Annotated in this window: 15 protein-coding genes and 1 pseudogene; 5 read left to right on the top strand and 11 right to left on the bottom strand. The window is 39.6% G+C overall.

The window, feature by feature from the left end:
• Positions 1-100: 100 nt before the first annotated feature.
• Positions 101-409 carry a DUF948 domain-containing protein gene (locus IRB43_RS13245; RefSeq protein ID WP_203363960.1) on the bottom strand — a complete coding sequence of 103 codons (309 nt, stop codon included), beginning with the start codon at positions 407-409 and terminating at the stop codon, positions 101-103.
• 89 nt (positions 410-498) lie between these two features.
• On the opposite strand from IRB43_RS13245, the gene IRB43_RS13240 reads away from it, so the two are divergent.
• Positions 499-1,086, top strand: coding sequence for a DNA-3-methyladenine glycosylase (locus IRB43_RS13240; RefSeq protein ID WP_203363959.1), 588 nt, complete (start codon positions 499-501; stop codon positions 1,084-1,086).
• A gap of 15 nt (positions 1,087-1,101) precedes the next feature.
• Here the strand turns inward: IRB43_RS13240 and IRB43_RS13235 are convergent, their stop codons facing one another.
• Positions 1,102-2,028: an EamA family transporter gene (locus IRB43_RS13235; protein WP_203363958.1), complete on the bottom strand. Its 927-nt coding sequence runs from the start codon at positions 2,026-2,028 to the stop codon at positions 1,102-1,104.
• 313 nt (positions 2,029-2,341) lie between these two features.
• On the opposite strand from IRB43_RS13235, the gene IRB43_RS13230 reads away from it, so the two are divergent.
• Both IRB43_RS13230 and IRB43_RS13225 read left to right on the top strand, forming a co-directional pair.
• Positions 2,342-3,718 carry a c-type cytochrome gene (locus IRB43_RS13230; protein ID WP_203363957.1) on the top strand — a complete coding sequence of 459 codons (1,377 nt, stop codon included), beginning with the start codon at positions 2,342-2,344 and terminating at the stop codon, positions 3,716-3,718.
• Entirely contained in the window at positions 3,684-4,742 is a 1,059-nt protein-coding gene (locus IRB43_RS13225; RefSeq protein ID WP_203363956.1) for a cytochrome c class I, read from the top strand. The genes IRB43_RS13230 and IRB43_RS13225 overlap by 35 nt, the downstream gene beginning before the upstream one ends.
• Positions 4,743-4,782: 40 nt before the next feature.
• On the opposite strand, the gene IRB43_RS13220 is transcribed toward IRB43_RS13225, so the two are convergent.
• Positions 4,783-7,263, bottom strand: a complete 2,481-nt coding sequence (locus IRB43_RS13220) for a bifunctional diguanylate cyclase/phosphodiesterase (RefSeq protein ID WP_203363955.1) — start codon at positions 7,261-7,263, stop codon at positions 4,783-4,785.
• A gap of 239 nt (positions 7,264-7,502) precedes the next feature.
• On the opposite strand from IRB43_RS13220, the gene IRB43_RS13215 reads away from it, so the two are divergent.
• Positions 7,503-8,645: a DEAD/DEAH box helicase gene (locus tag IRB43_RS13215; RefSeq protein ID WP_203363954.1), complete on the top strand. Its 1,143-nt coding sequence runs from the start codon at positions 7,503-7,505 to the stop codon at positions 8,643-8,645.
• 50 nt (positions 8,646-8,695) lie between these two features.
• Here IRB43_RS13215 and IRB43_RS13210 read toward each other — a convergent pair whose 3' ends face one another.
• From IRB43_RS13210 to IRB43_RS18275, 5 genes and pseudogenes are all read right to left on the bottom strand, one after another.
• Positions 8,696-9,364 (bottom strand): Dph6-related ATP pyrophosphatase, encoded by a 669-nt coding sequence (locus IRB43_RS13210; RefSeq protein WP_203363953.1) that lies wholly within the window; start codon positions 9,362-9,364, stop codon positions 8,696-8,698.
• Between the two features lie 15 nt (positions 9,365-9,379).
• On the bottom strand, positions 9,380-10,936 hold the full coding sequence (locus IRB43_RS13205; RefSeq protein ID WP_203363952.1) for an ABC-F family ATP-binding cassette domain-containing protein: 1,557 nt from the start codon (positions 10,934-10,936) through the stop codon (positions 9,380-9,382).
• 115 nt (positions 10,937-11,051) lie between these two features.
• Entirely contained in the window at positions 11,052-11,498 is a 447-nt protein-coding gene (locus IRB43_RS13200) for an NlpC/P60 family protein (protein ID WP_203363951.1), read from the bottom strand.
• Positions 11,499-11,741: 243 nt separating this feature from the next.
• Positions 11,742-12,008, bottom strand: coding sequence for a C40 family peptidase (locus IRB43_RS18280; RefSeq protein WP_481748150.1), 267 nt, complete (start codon positions 12,006-12,008; stop codon positions 11,742-11,744).
• A pseudogene (locus tag IRB43_RS18275) lies at positions 11,999-12,092 on the bottom strand (C40 family peptidase); the annotation flags it as partial. The pseudogene IRB43_RS18275 and the gene IRB43_RS18280, both read right to left, overlap by 10 nt.
• A gap of 402 nt (positions 12,093-12,494) precedes the next feature.
• Between IRB43_RS18275 and IRB43_RS13190 the strand changes: the two are divergent.
• Positions 12,495-14,795 (top strand): glycoside hydrolase family 31 protein, encoded by a 2,301-nt coding sequence (locus IRB43_RS13190; RefSeq protein ID WP_203363949.1) that lies wholly within the window; start codon positions 12,495-12,497, stop codon positions 14,793-14,795.
• 87 nt (positions 14,796-14,882) lie between these two features.
• Here IRB43_RS13190 and IRB43_RS13185 read toward each other — a convergent pair whose 3' ends face one another.
• From IRB43_RS13185 to IRB43_RS13175, 3 genes are all read right to left on the bottom strand, one after another.
• The gene (locus tag IRB43_RS13185; RefSeq protein WP_203363948.1) at positions 14,883-17,078 is read right to left on the bottom strand and encodes a GDYXXLXY domain-containing protein; all 2,196 of its coding nucleotides are present in this window, start codon (positions 17,076-17,078) and stop codon (positions 14,883-14,885) included.
• Between the two features lie 37 nt (positions 17,079-17,115).
• Positions 17,116-17,847, bottom strand: coding sequence for a TspO/MBR family protein (locus IRB43_RS13180; protein WP_203363947.1), 732 nt, complete (start codon positions 17,845-17,847; stop codon positions 17,116-17,118).
• A gap of 188 nt (positions 17,848-18,035) precedes the next feature.
• Positions 18,036-19,547: an MDR family MFS transporter gene (locus IRB43_RS13175; protein ID WP_203363946.1), complete on the bottom strand. Its 1,512-nt coding sequence runs from the start codon at positions 19,545-19,547 to the stop codon at positions 18,036-18,038.
• Positions 19,548-19,601: the final 54 nt, after the last annotated feature.

Here is a 19,601-nt window from a genome sequence, read left to right as displayed (position 1 = left end):
TTTTCGGTCCATGTAAATGAGTCAACAGTCTTTAAAGCCGCCTACTAAATCAAATAAACAATCGAGGCAAAGGGAATGATACCATTTGCCTCGATTTCATTTAGAACCATTTGTTTTTCAAGGCGATCGCTAACTGTTTGATCGTTCCTGGTGTTTGTTTCGCTTCTTCGATGAATTGTGTGAAAATTTCTTTTTTCAGTTGGATGTCTTGCTGAATGCTTTCTTGATGAGCTGTCAAGGCTTGCACTTCTGTTTGCAGTTTCATTTGCTGCTCGTTGATTCGCTCTGCCGCCGATTGCAGTCGCTTTAATTTCGGTTGCATTGTTTTAAAAATGCTTATACCAGAGATGACTAAATACAGGATTGCGATGAGAAAGATGGCTAAGCTAGCCCAGCCGATGATTGCCATACGATGACCTCCCTTAAATTGTTCTATCCATTATTGTAAGATACTCCACTATGTTTTTCCATTAAATCAACGAAAAGAAGGAGAGAAATATGAAGCAGTACCACCTATTAAATAAAGAGTTTTATCAGCAGCCGACATTGCAATTAGCAAGAGCGTTATTAGGATGTACATTAGTTAAAATTACGGATGAAGGAACGACAGCCGGCTATATTGTCGAAACAGAAGCGTATCGCGGGTCTCATGACCGAGCGGCTCATAGCTTTAATAATCGCCGCACGAAAAGGACGGAGATTATGTTTCAAGAAGCAGGGCATGTGTATACATATGTGATGCATACGCATTGTTTATTGAATGTGGTGAGTGGAGAAGTGGAGGAGCCAGAAGCAGTTCTCATTCGAGCGGTAGAACCGTGTGAAGGCGTGGAATTGATGTTTGAACGACGGGGGACGATGCCACTGAAAAACTTGACAAGCGGTCCAGGTAAGCTAACGAAAGCGATGGGGATTACGATGGAAGATTACGGACGTCGCTTTGATGAGCCGCCGCTGTTTATTGCAGAAGGGGTGATACCAGAAGAAATTTCTGTCGGACCGCGAATAGGCATTGATAATTCTGGAGAAGCGAAAGACTACCCGTGGCGCTTTTGGATCACAGATAACCCTTTTGTTTCAAGGTGAAAGCGGAGCTAAATATCAGCTCCGCTTTTGCATGTGTATATTTCTTTTTCGCTGCAGCCATAATTCTTCTAAAGAACCGGAACCAAGAAGGACGCCGGAGACGATGAAGATAAATCCGATCAAATGGGCCGGTAGCATCGCCTCACCGAGCAATACGGCTGCACCAACGAGTGAAAAAAAGGTGCTCAAATTCATAAAAATGGACGCTTCTGCTGCGCCAATTTTTCCAATGGCATAATTGTAAATCATATGGCCAAATGCGGTCGCCATAATTGCTGAAAAGAAGAACACGACCCAAACGAGGGGAGGAGCGCCTGATAGCCGAGTGAGACCTTGTGGTTCCATCCATAAGCTAATCACAAATAGCATGATTGATCCCAAAAACAGCATATAGCCTGTTAATAGTCGAGGATCAAGTGTAGCCGCTGCTTTTTTAATAAGAATAAAGCTGAGTGCTTGAGAAAGAATAGCAAGAAAAATATCGACATCTCCGGCTGTCACGGCACTAACGCCTGTTCCACCAGCAAGTACAGTGAAGCTCACACCAGCTCCGCCAAGCAGAAAGCCAATCCATCTAGCAATGGTGAGTGTTCCTTTTAATAAGATAGTAGCAAATAAAGCTGTTAGCAACGGACCTAATCCTAAAATAAGCCCGGCATTCGTTGCGGACGTTTCCGTCAAACCTTCCGCTAAAAAATAATGATGACAGACGACGCTTAAGAGCGATCCGCCGAAAATATATCCCCATTCTTTTCCTTGAGGCCACCGAACACTTTTCATGATGCCAAGCGTAAAGAATACCGCTAGAGAGGCTGTGAAAATTCGCAGTGCTGTAATGGTGACAGGCAGAAAATGCTCCACCAAAATTTTAATGAACGACACATTCACGCCCCAAATCATCATCGTGCCTACTAGAATAAGATAAATCCTTGTTTGTCCCACATGCCTCCGCCTTTCTTTAAACCTTCCATTAGTATAATTATATATCTGCTAGAGCAGAAGAGGGATAAAAATAATACTAGGATTGAATCCAGAGGCTGGAGAAGTTTCTTTATTGGTTTCCACGCTTTGCTTTTCTTAGTCAGTTAGTTTGTTCACACGATTGAAAAAAGATTGAAGAATATTGTTTGTTTATGAAGTTTATAGGAAGGAAGTTTAACGATTTAACAACAATCCCCATTTCTTCACACTTATCTCAAAATGTTACCGTAACCTTTTAGATGACATTCATTTATTTGTTAAGGGGGTTATGAACTTGAACTTTCCAACTGTCGAGTTTCCTTGGTTTGGGAATGGGACGATTATTGCTTTAATCGCGATTGTGCATGTCATTATTAGTCACGGTGTGGCAATTGGAGCAACAACATTAATGGTCACTGCCGAGTATAACGCATTTCGAAAGAAGGATCTCAAACTGGATGCCTTTGCTAGAAACATGGCGAAATGGATTTTGATCATTACAACAACAGCAGGAGCTATGACAGGAGTAGGGATTTGGTTTTCAACGACGGTCATTCAGCCAGATTCGATCGGTTCACTTTTGCGTATTTTCTTCTGGGCATGGGTAGCTGAGTGGATTGTTTTTATTACAGAAGTCGTTCTTTTAATTATTTATTATTACACTTGGGATTTGTATAAAGAAACGGCGAAAAAGATGAAACATATCCGCATTGGTATTGCCCTATGTATTTTTTCATGGATTACTGCCGCGATTATTACGGGTGTGCTCGCAGCTAAATTGACGCCCGGTAAATGGACGGAGACATTCTCTTTTTGGCATGCGTTTTTCAATCCAACGTACTTGCCTTCACTAGGGTTTAGAACGTTTTTAGCCTTATTATTGGCGATTGGAATCGTGTCTTTCTTCGTTAAATGGCGCATTAAAGATGACAATTTGAAGCAGGAGATCTTTCGTATTTTCTCTGTATGGGCGGCCATTTCCATTCCTGCGATTTTAATTACAGCTATTTGGTATTTACAATCGATTCCTCAAGAAGCGTATGATTTAGTCGTTTATTCCACAGGAATGAGCGAAAAAATGTTCGACATCATCAATTTAACTGGTTTAGGGGTTATTTTGCTCTTTATTTTTTGGATGGCAATAAAGCCAAAAACAATGCCGCTCATTTTATCTTTTGCGGTACTGGCTGCTTCTATGGGCTTTATCGCTGAATTCGAGTTCGTTCGCGAATCCGTCCGGAAGCCGTTCGTGATTTATGATTATATGTATGCAAATGGGGTCCTAGCGAAGGATGCAGAAAAACTTAATAAAGAGGGCGTTCTTGCTCATTCCACTTTCGCTAAAACAACAGATGTCACAACTGACAATATGTATGAAGCGGGGCAAGAAGTGTATCAAGGCCAATGTATGACTTGCCACACAGTTGATGGCTGGCGATCGAAGCGGGCATTAAGCAAACGTTTAGACGGCTGGTCAGAGGAAACAATTAAAAGCTTTATTCCGACGATGCATAATGTTCGCCCAGTGATGCCACCATTTGTCGGAACAGATGAAGAGCTAGAGGCGCTCAGTCATTACTTGTACAATGTTGTCAATGAAGGAAAGGATACACAACAGGTAAAGGGGGAGAAGGAACATGATTCTAGCGCAAGCGTTGCCAATACCCAATGACATTCAGCTCCCAATACCAGGTGACATGGGCTTGTTAACCGTTTTATTAATTGCCACGTTTATATTACATATTATTTTTGTCAACGTGACGATTTCGCTGGCTACAGGAGCGGTTATTTTAGAAGCGGTTGGGATTAAAAAACAAAGTGCACTGTATGATCGCCTCGCGCAAATTTGTTCGTATCACGCGTCGATTCATAAAAGTATTGCCGTTGTTCTCGGCGTTGGTCCGATTTTATTAGTGAGTATTGTGTATACCCAATATTTTTATGCATCTACGATTTTAATCGGTAAAGCATGGTTAAGCATTATTATACTGTTAATCGTTGCTTTCCTGCTTTTATACGCTTACAAATTCCTTTGGGAAAAGCTCAAAAATAAGAAAGCATTGCATTTAATGATTGGTTTAGCAGCATGTTTGATTCTCTTATTTGTTCCGCTTATTTTTATCGTGAATGTAGTTGCGATGCTGTATCCGGAAAAATGGATGGAATCAAGCGGATTTTTCCACGGCTTATTCTATTACCCGCAAGTATGGCAAAGATATGCCCACTTTATGTTATCAAGCTTTGCTGCTGGCGGATTATATCTTTATTTGTTCTATACATTTAAGTATCGATCGAAGAAAAAGCAGGAGCCGAGTTATCTAGAAGAGGAAGCCGATCATCATGTAAGAAAGATCGGTATTAAAGCGACATTTTGGGTTACATTGTGTCAATTTGCAGCAGGAACACTTGTTTTATTTGCGTTAAAGCGAGATGTCATGCTGCTTTATATGGGAGGAAACTCTTTAACGACAGGGCTGTTAGGTGGGTCCATTATTGTTACACTTGTTTTGTTAGCGTTTTTATATGTGACGGATAAAAAGGATTCCTATCGTGCATTTCTTGGAGCCATGGCTTCATTTCTGCTCGTTTTAGGCATGATGGGATGGATGAGGCATGAAGTGCGGGAAGCTTACTTGCAGCCTCATATTGATGACAATCCGCGAACGATGGAAATGCCAACGAATGCGAAAGAATAAACAAATGAAAGGGTCGGAGCTCATTCCGACCCTTTTTGTATTATCTATTTTGTACAAATTGGCAAAAATTTTCAGCTGGTAGTGGTTTACTTATGTAATAGCCTTGAATTTCCTTACAGTGTAGCTGTTTTAAAAATTCCATTTGTTCTTCTGTTTCTACTCCTTCAGCAATGAGCTCCAGTCCTAAGTGTTTGCCCATCGAGAGAATAGTTTCCACGATCGGTTCGCTGCTTTCCTCTATAAATAACCGCTGAATAAAAGATTGGTCAATTTTTAATCGATCGACTGGAAATTGGTGCAAATAACTTAAGGAGCTATAGCCGGTCCCGAAGTCATCCACAGCAATTTGCACGCCAAGGCTTTTTAATTTGTTTAATTTCTTTAATGCTAAATCAATGTTTAACGTCATGCTTTCTGTAATTTCTAATTCTAATTGCTCTGGTTGTAAGTTAAAAGACTTTAGTACATTAGAAACGATTTGCGTTAAATCATTTTGGAAAAACTGTTTTAATGATAAGTTCACAGAAATCCGCATAGGCGGAAGTCCTTCATCCATCCATTGCCGGAGTTGTCTACAAGCTTCCTCGATCACCCATGTGCCAATAGGAAGAATCAGTCCTGTCTTTTCTGCTAAAGGAATAAAAGTAGCTGGAGAAATCATTCCTTTTTCGGGATGATACCAGCGAATTAACGCCTCAGCTCCCACTAATTTTCCTGTTTGCAGATCAATCTGTGGCTGATAATAAAGCGATAGCTGCTTGAGTTCAATGGCTTGGCTTAAGTCATGCTCCAATACGAGCTGTTCGTAAGCTTTTTGTTCCATGTCTGCTTTGTAAATGGCAATAGAACGATTATTTTTTCGGGCTTCACTGATAGCCATGATTGCTTGATTTAACATTTGTTCCGTATCTTTTGCTTGCATTGAAACAGTCACTCCTACTGTGACTGTAATCCGCATATTCAATCCTTTGGAGATCATTGGTGTTTGAAATAGATTAACGATTTTATAAGCGAGTTGTTCAATTTTTTGGCGATTTTGTGTGTCGCATGCATCACAAAGGATAGCAAATTCATCTCCAGTTAACCGAACAACGGTTGCTTGCTGCTCAGAAACCAAGGTTTTCAATCTTTCTGATGTTTCAATTAATAATAAGTCTCCGATTTGTCTCCCTAATGATTCATTAATCTGTTTAAATCTGTTTAAATTAATGACAAATAAACAAAAGAAATGTCCAGATTCTATTCTCTCAGACAGTTGCTTCTTTAAATAAAATCGGTTTGGTAAGCCAGTCAATTCATCATAATAAGCTAAGAAATTGACTTTATTTTGTGTTTCTATTTGTTCGGTCATATCAGTGATGGAATGAATAATTTGAACAATTTCCTGCTTTTCATTAAAAATCGGGGCAGCGTTAATCGATAGGATCTGATCTTTGCCGTTTGTCTGTTCTAATTTGTACATCACATCGTAAACGGATGCGCCAGTAGATTTTACTTGATGAATGACTTGCTTGTTTTCGGGATACGGTTCTCCATACAATGTTTTGAAACGACTAGGATGGATTTGATCATAACTGAAAACGTCTAATATATTTTTGGCCGCATCGTTAATAAATAGATATTTCCCTTCTGCATCTGTGATCATAATACCAGTAGGCACCATGTTTACAACCGTATTCAAACGGTGTTCGCTTTCCTCTAATGCTTTTTGAATTTGCTTTTGTTCTAAATATGGACGTTCAATGGTTGTCATATAAATGCCTTTAAGGAAAAAGTAGTAACTGGTCATTTTAAATAAATGGCCAAGCAAATTCATCCAATCATATACATGATTGTATAAAGTGAAAATTAGTTCACTAAACAAGCTTAAGCTTAAAGCGATAATGAGAGGAAAATATTCTTTGTTCTTATCTTTAGAATATTTTTTGAAGATAAGAAGGATCGTGCATAAAAATAGAAAGCAAATAAAGTACTCAATGCCTTTTTTTACAGGAGTTAGTCCGACCCCTTCTATAATTAAAAGAGGTAGTTTTTCAGAAGATGTCATAATGATAAAGCTGACAATTAAAGAATAAGAAATAAATAGAAAAAACGTAGTGTTTCGAAATTTTTTATTAATCTTTTTATCATCTTGTAAAAAAATTAATAAAAGCGAAATCGCAAGCGTAAATCGAGAAATTAACCAAAACCAAGTGGCATTGTGACTTGAGCTTTCTATTAGGAAAAAGGGCATCCCTTTATACGTTAGCACATGGAATAAATCAAAAATACTAATACTTAAAAATGCGGCAGAAATAAATAAACGATGTCTAGATAAAGTATGCAGGAAAATAAGCCAACCTTGCAACGAAATCGAAAAAGCAACAGCTATACTTAAAAGTTCTAGTGCTGTATGAAAAGAAAGAAAACTATTAACAATGAAAAGATGTTGCCCTGTTCTGCTTAATTGATATAAAAAGACAATTGACAATAAACTGCCGATTAATATGAAAACTGAATAAATTTCCTTCTTTCGGCCCATTATGCTAGCTCCTATATAGTGTTTTTATTTAGTAGTCACGAATTTTATAATTTAAAAATAGTATAAAAGTTAGTGTCTTGTCAAACAACGTCATATTATTTCGAAAAATTGTAAAAAATTCAAACGCAATTGAAAAAACTCAACTTTTAGCCAAAGGATTGCGAAAATGTAAAAAGTTTTTCATAATGAAGGTATAGACTACATCAGTGAAGATTGGTGTTTTTATTAAAGGAGCTATTATGACGATTACATTTTCTACTTTAAATACAATGAAGCCGTTTTTGCAGGAAGCGTGGGAGAAGGCAGGTTTCAGTCAGCCAATGCCTATTCAGGAAAAAGCTGTGCCTGTTATTTTAGCAGGGCGCGATGTACTGGCTGAATCACCCACAGGGACTGGGAAGACACTTGCTTATTTATTGCCGTTGCTTGAAAAGATCAACCCGGATAAGAAGGCTGTACAGGCAGTCATTTTAGCCTCTTCTCGAGAACTGATTATGCAGATTTCTGATGAAATCCGCGCGTGGGGTGGAGGAATTTCTAGTGCTGCTTTTATCGGGGGGGCGAATATTAAACGTCAAATTGACAAGCTGAAAAAGCAGCCGCAAATCGTTGCGGGAACACCTGGGCGCATTCAGGAATTAATTCAAATGAAAAAATTAAAAATGCATGAAGTCAAACTGATCGTTTTAGACGAGGGTGACCAGCTATTAGTGCCTGAGCATGTAAAAAATTTAGAGGCAATCATTAAATCAACCATGAAGGACCGCCAAATTGTTCTATTCTCTGCTACGATGTCATCTCAAACAGAAGCAACAGCTAAACAGTGGATGAAGGATGCGGAAGTAATTAAAGTGAGTCAAACGGACATGCCAGCTTCGAAAGTAGAGCATCTCTATTTTGTGTGCGATCGCCGCGACCGACAAGTGATGATTGAACGAGTCATGCGCGGATTTGAACCAGAACGTCTACTAGCTTTTGTGAACGATATTGGCGAGGTAAATGCCTTTGCTTCTAAACTAGATTACAACGGATTTGCTAATGGCATTTTGCATAGTGATTTAAACAAGCAAGAAAGGGAGCGGGCTCTAAAGCAATTTCGTGCAGGTAATCTTCCTTTATTATTTGCCACAGATGTTGCGGCAAGAGGATTGGACATTAAAGGGTTGACGCATGTTTTACATTTTGACATGCCGAAAAACGCTACACAATATACGCACCGTGCTGGTCGCACCGGCCGCTCAGGTGCAGAAGGAACCGTCATTTCATTTGTAACAGAAAGAGAAGAGCGTGAACTGAAAAAAATCGCTAGAGAACTTGGCATCGAACTCAAGAAAAAACGATTCTACAAGGGAAAGCCCGTCGATGCTAATGAGAGAAAATAACATACGGCAATAAAAAATCGCCCTCCTTTTTTAAAAGGACGGGCGATTTTTTATTCGGCCTTCGCTCCAATATCTAATCTTTTGCTTCGTTCGCTTATAATTATTTCGCCGTACGTTAAATCAATAGGTTTCTGGAACAAGGGGCCGTCATAAACGAAGGTATGAAACTCGCCATGTTCACCCATGGGGCAAAGATTTTGCGATTGGATGTCTGCATAAAAGTCTTCATTTAACGATTTGCCAAGCCAAGTGTCATCTAGTACATCGAGGCGAATACGAATGACCACCGCTTTATAACCTGATTGAATGAAATTTTGTAACAAACGCAAGCTGTCCTCTTCTTTGCTCCACAATGGATAAAAAGCAGGCAATCCCACCGCATGGGCGACATTCTCCCCCCATTCGCGGTGGCCATCTAAATAAATATCGCCAAAGGCAATGCCTTCTAGCTGGAATGTTTCTTTTAACTGAGTAAGATCCTCAATAAATGTCTCCGTATAGCGATCAAGTGAACAGCGTACAAAATGAAGCGGAAGGGAGAGAGCTGCACTTTGCAGCTCAATTAATTCTGTCTTTTCATCATGGCCAAACGTGCGGCCTATTTCTTGCGGCACCGTGGTGATCAGGCAAGCAACTTCATAGCCTTGCTTGACTAGTAGGTCAAGGGCCATGCAGCTATCTTTGCCGCCGCTCCATGATAAAGCTATCCGTTTCCCCATACAGTCACTTCCTTATTAAAATAATTTTGTCGTCCAGGATTCACAATTCCATATTTCTGTTGCGACTTCTTGATAAAATTCAGGCTCATGGGAGATAAGCAAGATGCTGCCTTTATACGCTTTTAACGCTCGTTTAAGTTCATCTTTGGCATCGACATCTAAATGGTTCGTCGGCTCATCCAGTACTAAAAGGTTTGTTTCTTGATTAATTAATTTACATAGGCGAACTTTCGCTTTTTCTCCACCGCTTAGAACGCTTACTTTGCTTTCAATATGCTTTGTTGTCAATCCGCATTTCGCCAAAGTTGCCCGCACTTCATATTGGGTGAAGGAAGGGAACTCCGACCATACTTCTTCAATACATGTGTTGTTATTGGCTGATTTCACTTCTTGCTCGAAATAGCCGATTTGCAGATATTCCCCACGTTCGACTTGACCAGATAGCGGTTTGATCTCGCCAAGAATACTGCGTAAAAGCGTTGTTTTTCCGATTCCATTTGCTCCTGTGAGCGCAATTTTTTGTCCGCGTTCCATCCGCAAGTTCAATGGTTTAGAGAGAGGTTCATTGTAACCAATTACTAAATCTTTCGTTTCAAAAATTAATTTCCCGGATGTGCGGCCTTCTTTAAAATGAAATTCTGGTTTTGGCCGCTCAGCAGCGAGTTCAATCACGTCCATTTTATCAAGCTTTTTCTGTCGGGACATGGCCATATTTCTTGTTGATACTCGTGCTTTGTTACGAGCAACGAAATCCTTTAAATCGGCAATTTCTTGCTGCTGCTTTTTATAAGCCGCTTCTAGCTGCTGTTTTTTCATTTCGTACACTTTCAAGAACTCATCGTAAGTGCCAGCGTAGCGGTTTAACTCTTGGTTTTCCATATGATAAATTAAATTAATGACACTGTTTAAAAATGGAATATCATGCGAAATTAAAATAAAGGCATTTTCATACTCTTGCAAGTAACGTTTTAACCATTCAATATGCTGTTCATCTAAATAGTTGGTCGGCTCATCCAGCAATAAAATATCGGGCTTCTCTAATAACAGCTTCGCCAGTAACACCTTTGTCCGCTGTCCGCCGCTTAAGTCATGAACGTCGCGATCAAGGCCAATCTCATCTAAACCAAGCCCGCGTGCAATTTCTTCTACTTTCGCATCAATGATATAAAAATCATTATTCGTCAGCATATCTTGCAGTGTGCCAGTTTCTTCAAGCAATGTTTCTAATTCCTCCGGAGAAGCTTCTCCCATTTTGCCGAACAGTTCATTCATCTCTGTTTCTAAATCAAATAAGTATTGGAAAGCGGTCTTTAATACGTCGCGAATGGTCATCCCTTTTTGTAAAACAGCATGTTGATCTAAATAACCAACACGGACGTTTTTCGACCACGTTACTTTTCCTTCATCAGGCTGAAGCTGACCAGTAATGATATTCATAAAAGTGGACTTGCCTTCACCATTGGCTCCAATCAATCCGATATGTTCGCCTTTTAGTAAACGAAATGACACATTATTAAAAATAGCCCGGTCACCAAAGCCATGACTTAAGTTATTAACAGTTAAAATACTCATATTAAACCCTCTCATTCGTCATATTTCTTCTCCCATTTTACTACATAATCAGAGAGGAAAGCGAAGGGAAAGTAAAAACCCGGCTTTCATTTAGAAGCCGGGCGAGTCCGTTCAATTATAGGCGTTTGGAGCCAATGTATTTTTTTGTCCAGTAGGAGTTGCTTACTTTATCAATACGCACTCCTTTAGACGCAGAATGAATAAATTGATTGTTTCCTAAGTAAATGCCAACATGAGAAGCACCTCTTTTATACGTGCTGAAGTACATTAAATCTCCAGGTTGCATGCTTGATTTAGAGACTTTGGCACCTTTTGTATACATTTGAGCCGCTGTGCGAGGAAGGGAAACGCCATTTTTCTTGTGTGTGTATTGGATGAAACCAGAGCAATCAAATCCTGCTGGTGTCGTTCCGCCCCATCTGTACGGTGTGCCGATATGTTTTTTTGCTTCTTTAATTACGTTCTCTTTTGAATAAGATGCTGCATCTGCTGATTGAGTCGGTAAAAGTAAACTTGCGCTTAATAATAAAGAACTGCATACGGTTGTTAATAATTTTTTCACTTGATTCACCTAAATTCCTTTCCCTTATCGTTTATTATGTATAGTTGTCGATTCATATATGTGGTTAATGTGTTCTGTAGTTAATATAACAGAAATTTGTCATTTCATAGGTTACAGGGCAATTAAATAATATTAAAGAAATATTACATGGGCAGGGATATGTTACATAGGGAAGGAAAGAAGAATAAATGATTTTGTTACACAAAAAACCCGACTTGCTGTAAGTCGGGTTTTTTATAAATATTAATCTGTTAGGCGTTTTGAACCTAAATATTTTTTGGACCAATATGAATTACTTACTTTATCAATACGTACACCTTTAGAAGCAGAGTGGATAAACTGGTTATCTCCTAAATAAATACCAACGTGGGACGCGCCACTTTTGTATGTACTAAAGAAAATTAAATCTCCAGCTTCCATTTCTGTTTTAGCGACTTTTACTCCTTTTGTGTACATTTGAGCTGCCGTACGTGGAAGGTAAACACCGTTTTTCTTGTGTGTGTATTGGATGAAACCAGAGCAATCAAACCCTGCTGGTGTTGTTCCACCCCATCTGTATGGAGTGCCGATATGTTTTTTTGCTTCTGTGATCACGTTTTCTCTTGAATAAGCTGCGTCTGCTGATTGAGTCGGTAAAAGTAAACTTGCGCTTAATAGTAAAGAACTGAATGCTACTGTTAGAAATTTTCTCACTTGATTCACCTTAGTTTCCTTTCCCTTATCTTTTCGTTTATATATTCTGTCTGTTTATTTATGTAGTTAATTTTTATTATGTAGATAATATATCAGAAAATTGTCGTTTCATAGGTTACAGTTCCTTTAAATAATGTTACAGGAATATTACAAAGTTGTTATATAGCAGTTTTTGTCTCGTTTCAGCGATTAGCGACGATGAAAAGTTTTGTAATAATTTTGTGATCAATGAAGGGGAAGGAAGAGGGAAGAGGGAAATATATGCATGAACGAGAAAGCGGTAAATAAGGAGGAGCGAAAGAAATGGATGACACAAGCTTCGCAATTCACCCAGATCGGGAAAAAGAGCTGGATGAAGAGCATTTTCATGATATTGGAGAAGTGAAGGAATGGCGGAGAGAGGCGGATGGTGTCTATTTAAGTTGTCAAAATGGTTACGTCGTTGTTCAGTATTATTGCGAAGAGATGATCCGCGTTACGATGAATCCAACAAGCATTCCGATGAGGAAGCAAAGCGTTGCGATTGTAATGGAAAACGAGTCGGTGCTATTTGAAGTGGAAGAATTAGCTGATTCGCTGTGTATAACAGGAGGAAAATTAGCAGCCCAAATCACTCTTTCACCGTTTCGGCTTCTTGTGACAGATACCAATGGGAATATTTTGCTTAATGAAGGCGATCGAGGCATGGCAAGTCGGCGTACAGGGGAAGTGATTTGTTTTAAAGAGATGGAGGAAGACGCCCATTTTTACGGTTTTGGAGAAAAAACAAGTTTTCTTGATAAGCGCGGCGAAAAAATGACGATGTGGAATTCTGATGTGTTTGCTCCGCATAATCCAGCAGTGGATGCACTGTATCAATCGATCCCTTTTTTCATAACGCTCCGACGCGGACAAGCGCATGGCGTATTTTTTGATAATACGTTTGAAACGGTATTCGACTTAAAGCAGGAAAATCATCGTTATTCATTTTCAGCAGCTGGAGGAGAGCTGGATTATTACATCATCGCTGGCCCTTCTCCAAAAGACGTTATTCAGCAATATACAAGATTGACAGGAACGATGCCTTTGCCGCCGAAATGGGCACTTGGTTATCATCAATCGCGTTACAGCTATAAAACAGAAGCAGAAGTTAGGGAACTCATCCGCATTTTTCAAGAGAAGGACATTCCATTGGATGCGATTTATTTAGATATTCATTATATGGAAGGATATCGAGTATTCACTTTTAATCGCGACCGTTTTCCCAATCCAGCTCAACTAATCAATGAGTTAAAAGCAGCGGGCATTCGCGTTGTTCCGATTGTTGACCCAGGGGTGAAAAAAGATCCAGAATATCCAGTGTATTTGGAAGGAATACAAGCGGGACACTTTTGCCAATATGCAGAAGGCGATGTTTATTTCGGGAACGTTTGGCCGGGAGAAAGTGCTTTTCCCGACTTCACGAATCAAGATGTGCGTGAGTGGTGGGGAGAGTGGCAAAAGTTCTACACGGATCTTGGAGTAGAAGGTATTTGGAATGATATGAATGAGCCAGCGGTCTTTAACGAAACGAAAACGATGGATATAAACGTATTGCATGGAAACGATGGTTATCCGAAGACGCATCGTGAGCTTCACAATGTGTATGGCTTACTCATGGGGGAAGCGACATATAGCGGGCTGAAAAAATTATTAAAAGGCAAACGTCCTTTTGTACTAACACGTGCGGGGTTTGCTGGGGTGCAGCGGTACGCCGCTGTTTGGACAGGCGATAATCGCAGCTTTTGGGAGCACTTGCAAATGTCGATGCCGATGTGTATGAATCTCGGGCTGTCTGGTGTGCCGCTTTCTGGAGCGGATGTTGGCGGATTCGCTCACGATACGAATGCGGATTTACTCGTTCGCTGGACACAGCTTGGCGCTTTTATGCCTTATTTTCGCAACCATTCCAATTTGGGGACAGTTCGTCAAGAGCCTTGGTCGTTTGGAGAAGAAGCCGAAGCGATCATAAAAAAGTATATTCAGCTCCGCTATCGCTGGCTTCCGCACTTTTACACATTATTTCATGAGGCAAACGTTACCGGTTTACCTGTGATGCGGCCGCTCGTGATGGAATATCCTGAAGATGAACATACATTTAATTTAGCTGATCAATTTTTAATTGGAGAGAATGTTTTAGTTGCTCCGATCACAAAGCCTGCGACCTATCATCGAGTTGTCTATTTGCCAGAAGGAGAGTGGATAGATTATTGGACAGATCAGTTAATTAAAGGAGGGAAGCATATTTTAGCCGAGGCCCCATGGGATCAACTGCCGCTGTTTATTAAAGCAGGAACCATTCTTCCACAAGCGGAAACCGTTAAGCCGACCAATAGCATAAGTATTCACATCTACCCTAGTGAAAAAGTATGCGAATACACATTGTATGATGATGATGGAGAGACATTTGCTTATCAAGAAGGCGACTATTTCCAATTACATGTGAAAGCATGGAAGCAAAATGAAACGATATATGTTGAAACAGAAGAATTACACGGAGGGTATCAGCCTGATTGGAAAGAGGTCTCGCTTAATGTGCATGGTTCAGTGAGTAAAATAGTGATCAATGGGAAAGAGCAATACTGAAGAAATTGCTCGTAAGGTCAAAGAAGCATCCAAAAGTCTAGAATAAAACTAGACCACTAACCTGTTTGTTAGTGGTCTACCGTTGTCTTATTTCTTCACTAATGTTTCCAAAATGGCATCCCCATTATCGGCTACGCGGACGAGGGCATAGTTTTTATTTTCCCATTTTTGTCCGGTGTTTTCTGGAATGAAGAAGTGTTCAATTCCGAGATCGAGAGTGCCATATCTCGCTTTGCCTTGAAGGATCACTTTTTCTTCATTTACCACAGCGGGTTGATTAGCAGAAACAAAGGTTTTCGGTTTATAAATCGGCACTTGTTTTCCGTTTACCTGAACGTTATCAGCGGATTTTTCTAAAATGATATGAACTTTGCCTTCAAGAGAATCAGGTTGATCCAAAAACTTCGTATGCATTTCATAGTTCAGCTGCACGTAATCGCCTTGTAATAAAGAGCGAGGATCGAGCGGCTCTAATTTTAAGGCAACCAGTTGACCGTTTTGAAGAAGCTGTTCTTTTTGCCATGAAGTAAAACCAATAAATGCTAACTGTAACAGAAGGATCACAAGGACAGGCTTCTGGCTCCATTCTAAAATATTGCGCGCTTTTTCTGTATGCTTTTGGCCCCAAACGAAGAAGATCAGGAAGAAAATCGCGCTCAAAATAAATAAAGCGAGTGATTTATGGAGCAGATCCCAGACGTATTCGTAATATTTCCAAATAAGAAAAACGGATAAAGCCATCCAAGTGAACGAACGATACACTCGCGATTCACTTTTTGGATGAAATAAGTGAATAGTAAGATATACAATAAACACAAGATGGTACATGACAGTAAATATTATCGAGAGATTATCACTAAATGTTATATATAGAAAATAAATAAGTGATAACAAATAACTCAGTAAGCCTAAATCCTCTTTTTTGGCTATGAAAAAGATCGCTGCATTTAACAGGCCAAGAACGAGTAAGCTCGCTGGAAGTAATTCCCGAGAAAGCGCGTAATCATTGATCGTCATGCGGATGGCAGCGACTAACCCAATATTTAAAGCGAAATAATACAACAGAGCTTCTTTCTTTTGAAATAGGCTGGCGGTCATAATAGCCAAAGCAATTGTTATAAGCCAGAGTGTCCATGTTTCGTTCATCATAAAAGCGAAAGAAAATAAGCAAATGATCCCTGTGATTTGCAAGGTAAGGCGAACGACAATGAATGATTTTTTCTTCAGCACCAGTCCAACTGTGATGCACACCATCCCGAGAAATAAATAGGCATATTTCATTCCTTCCATAAAACCGAACGCTAAAAAGATGAAGGAACTGAAGGAAGCAAGCGCAACGATCGTTCCTAAAAAGGATAGAATACCGACGAAAAATTGATACGTGTAGCGCGCCCATTTTTGATCTGTTTCTTGGGCGTTTTTCTTTAACTTTTGCAGAAAATAAATACTGAATCCAAATAAGGCAATCAATAATAAAAAACCGACATAAAATAAAGCTTCACCAAACATAATTAAGAAGATAAAAAACACATTATAAACGACATAAAATCCAAAGAATAGCAACTGAACAGCCATTTCCACTGGATGGTTCTTTCGCTCTCGCTCAAATTTCCGCCAAAATAATACGATTAAGACGGTATAAACAACATGTAATAATAAAAATGCCAAGGAAGTCGAACGAAACTCAGAAAATACATGATATAGCGAGTATTTGTTTAATAAAAAGACCGCGCAATATTGAGCAATCATTAAAGTAATAAAAGCTAGTTTTTCTCGGGAGAGTTTTTTCAACCAAACGAATAATCCGAGGTGCAAAACGATTAAACTTGTATAAATACTAAATTCTTCCCAATCGTTATAAGTGACCCATATGCCTGTCGGATAAAGCTTTTGCCAAATGGTTAGCTCAAACAATAGTAAGGAAAGCCAATAAAATGGCTCGTATTTTGTCAAAATGGCTAATAGCAGAACAGGAATAAGCCAAATGAAAAATAATACATACGAATCGGCGTGAGAATTGTACATTTGCCCGACGAGCGCTAAGCTAATGCCGAAAGCAATGGCTGCAGCTAATAGCCACCAGTTGCTTAAATATTTAAATGTGCTACTTCGTTTATACAAGGCAGAAGCAATATAACTGACCAAGATTAAAGCTACACTTAATCCAATTTTCACTGGGCGGTCAAGCATTGGCCAATTCGAAGCAAAAAAGTAAATGACGCCTGCTAGAAGAAAAATTAAGCCAAGAAGATAAGGAATATCTCCGCGTTTATTAATAATCATGATATAACCTCCTCTGTCTCCACTATAATGGAAAAAACTATTTTTGGAAATGATTGCGAGGAAGCTGAATGACTATTCGAATGAAAAGGAAAATCGCTAAAATGAGCGCAGTGAAGGCGACAACTTGAGAAGTATCCTTAGATTTAACCGCAATACCGATAAAGGCCCAAACGAAAACAAGCGGATAAGCAAGGTCATGATGTTTTGCCTGAAAAGCTATTGCCAAAATGGTCGCCACAAACAGCATAATGATTGTCCAAGCTATATCTGAAAGCCCCAAGCCATTCCATTGATAAAACTTAAGAGCGTAGCTAATGTTCGCGATCGTAGCAACACTTACCCAGCCTAAATAAATAGAGAAGGGGAGGCGATCCATCAGTGAATACGGTGTTTGTTCAATTTTTGTGTATAAGGAAATTAGCGTCAGCAATAAGGCAATCATCACAATAACAGTCCAAGCAAAAAATTCATAATGCCACAGCACGATCCATGCACTGTTCAGCAGACAGCTGAAGACGAATGGAAGATGAGTCAGTTTATAGAGCGGTAAATCTCTTCTGCTTTTTGGCAACTGTCTTAATATCCAAATCCCGACAAGGAGATAAATCACACCCCAAATAGCAAACACATATCCGGCGGGAGTAAACAAAACAGACAAGCGATTAGAAATTTCTCCTGTTGTTTGCCCGTTTAAAGGAAGGATATTTGCTAGCGCATTGACAGTGACCATCAGAAGAAAGAACATGACATTGACAATAAATATTCGCATTGTACGCACCCCTTAGATGTTTTATTCCCTTGGCAATGGTGGATAAAACACTACTCTTTATTTTATTCCTATTTGCCTTTATTCTTTCCCCTATGGAAAAAATATCTCATTATGAATACATTTGCATGGAATAAGAAAAGCCTGGTCTTCAACAACAGGTGTTGAAAACCAGACTGTATGTTCGTCAATTAATTTTGTTTTTTAGGCACGTTTAACCGTTCATTTCCCATTGCGAACACCGCTATAGCTGAAATCCCAATGGGGATGAGCGCCCAGAGAAAAGTGGTGGAAATGGAGTGAGACATCGCCTCTACAATCACATCCAACACCTCTTTCGGAATCATCGCTCGCTGTTCAGGCTGAAAGATACTTTGCAAATTATCGCTTGAAGGCACATGGCCGCCAGCCGGTCCGCCCATAGAAGTGAATCCTTCTTTTATTCCGCTTGTGAACAACTTTGTTTGAATCGAACCAAAGACTGTAATTCCAATAGCTAATCCTAAAGAACGGAAGAAAGAATTCGTGGAATTAGCTGATCCCCGATATTTGTAATCAATCTTATGAATGGATGCTGATGGGAGAAGCGAGAATGAGAAACCGACTCCAAATCCAACTAAGATCATATACAAGGTCAAAGCGATTCGAGGGGTTTCTGGATTGATTGTTCCCATTAGAATCATTCCTGCTGCATATGAAATGATTGACATTGTCATAATCGTGCGGTAAGAAAGTTTTGTTTGTGTGACCCCTGCTACACCAGATCCTGCAACAGACCCGAGTAACATTGGCATTAAAATAATTCCAGCATTGGTTGCTGAACCGCCGTACACTGCTTGAACGAAAATCGGAATGAAAATAGTTAAAGCAACAAATGTCGCTCCATATAAAAAGGCGAGCACTTGTGCGGAAGCGAATAATCGATTTTTAAACATCCAAAAGGAGATGATTGGTTCCTTCGCTTTTGTTTCTGCCCATAAAAAAAGAAGTAGAAAAACGCCAAAAATTGAAAACAGCGTGATGATTTGCCATGAATCCCAAGCGAATTCTTTGCCGCCAAGTTCCAATGCAAACATGAGACTGACAACGGAAGTGACAAGCGTAATCGCTCCGAGCCAATCAATCGATTGCTTTATATGATTAGTCGATTCTTTATAAAACTTGATAATAAAAAATAACGATACAATCCCAATAGGAATATTGACGTAGAATACCCAATGCCAACTAATGGAATCGGTAATCCATGCCCCAAGTAGTGGACCAATTACGCTAGAAGCGCCAAAAACGGCACCGATTAATCCAGTCATTTTTCCACGTTGCTCAGGAGGGAAAATGTCTAGTACAATCGTAAAGGCAATCGGCAACAAAGCTCCTCCGCCAATTCCTTGTATAGCCCGATACATTGCCAATTGCGGAATGGATTGGGCAATGCCGCAAAGAGCTGAGCCAATTAAAAAGACAATTAAGCCAAATAAAAAGAACCGCTTTCGTCCATACATATCAGATAATTTCCCGAAAATCGGCATCCCGGCAAGGACAGCGACGGCATAAGCGGATGTGATCCAAACGTAGCTTTCTACGCCTCCTAAATCGGCTAAGATAGAACCTAACGCTGTTGCCACAATGGTATTATCCATTGCAGACATTAAGATCGCTAAAAGTAATCCTGCTAGGACAAAGCGTACATTTTTTTGTTCTGCCATTCGTACTATCTCCTTCATTAAAAAACATTTTTCATTATTTTACCCATAATTTTT

Source organism: Bacillus sp. REN10 (genome assembly GCF_016820555.1).
GTDB lineage: Bacteria > Bacillota > Bacilli > Bacillales > Domibacillaceae > Bacillus_CE.
This window is presented reverse-complemented; position numbering and strand designations above follow the sequence as displayed.

What these genes read in the sequence shown, in the direction of transcription:
- IRB43_RS13245 (WP_203363960.1), bottom strand. Translation starts at nt 409, where the DNA reads ATGGCAATCATCGGCTGGGCTAGCTTAGCCATCTTTCTCATCGCAATC.
- IRB43_RS13240 (WP_203363959.1), top strand. Translation starts at nt 499, where the DNA reads ATGAAGCAGTACCACCTATTAAATAAAGAGTTTTATCAGCAGCCGACA.
- IRB43_RS13225 (WP_203363956.1), top strand. Translation starts at nt 3,684, where the DNA reads ATGATTCTAGCGCAAGCGTTGCCAATACCCAATGACATTCAGCTCCCA.
- IRB43_RS13220 (WP_203363955.1), bottom strand. Translation starts at nt 7,263, where the DNA reads ATGGGCCGAAAGAAGGAAATTTATTCAGTTTTCATATTAATCGGCAGT.
- IRB43_RS13215 (WP_203363954.1), top strand. Translation starts at nt 7,503, where the DNA reads ATGACGATTACATTTTCTACTTTAAATACAATGAAGCCGTTTTTGCAG.
- IRB43_RS13210 (WP_203363953.1), bottom strand. Translation starts at nt 9,364, where the DNA reads ATGGGGAAACGGATAGCTTTATCATGGAGCGGCGGCAAAGATAGCTGC.
- IRB43_RS13205 (WP_203363952.1), bottom strand. Translation starts at nt 10,936, where the DNA reads ATGAGTATTTTAACTGTTAATAACTTAAGTCATGGCTTTGGTGACCGG.
- IRB43_RS13190 (WP_203363949.1), top strand. Translation starts at nt 12,495, where the DNA reads ATGGATGACACAAGCTTCGCAATTCACCCAGATCGGGAAAAAGAGCTG.
- IRB43_RS13185 (WP_203363948.1), bottom strand. Translation starts at nt 17,078, where the DNA reads ATGATTATTAATAAACGCGGAGATATTCCTTATCTTCTTGGCTTAATT.
- IRB43_RS13180 (WP_203363947.1), bottom strand. Translation starts at nt 17,847, where the DNA reads ATGCGAATATTTATTGTCAATGTCATGTTCTTTCTTCTGATGGTCACT.
- IRB43_RS13175 (WP_203363946.1), bottom strand. Translation starts at nt 19,547, where the DNA reads ATGGCAGAACAAAAAAATGTACGCTTTGTCCTAGCAGGATTACTTTTA.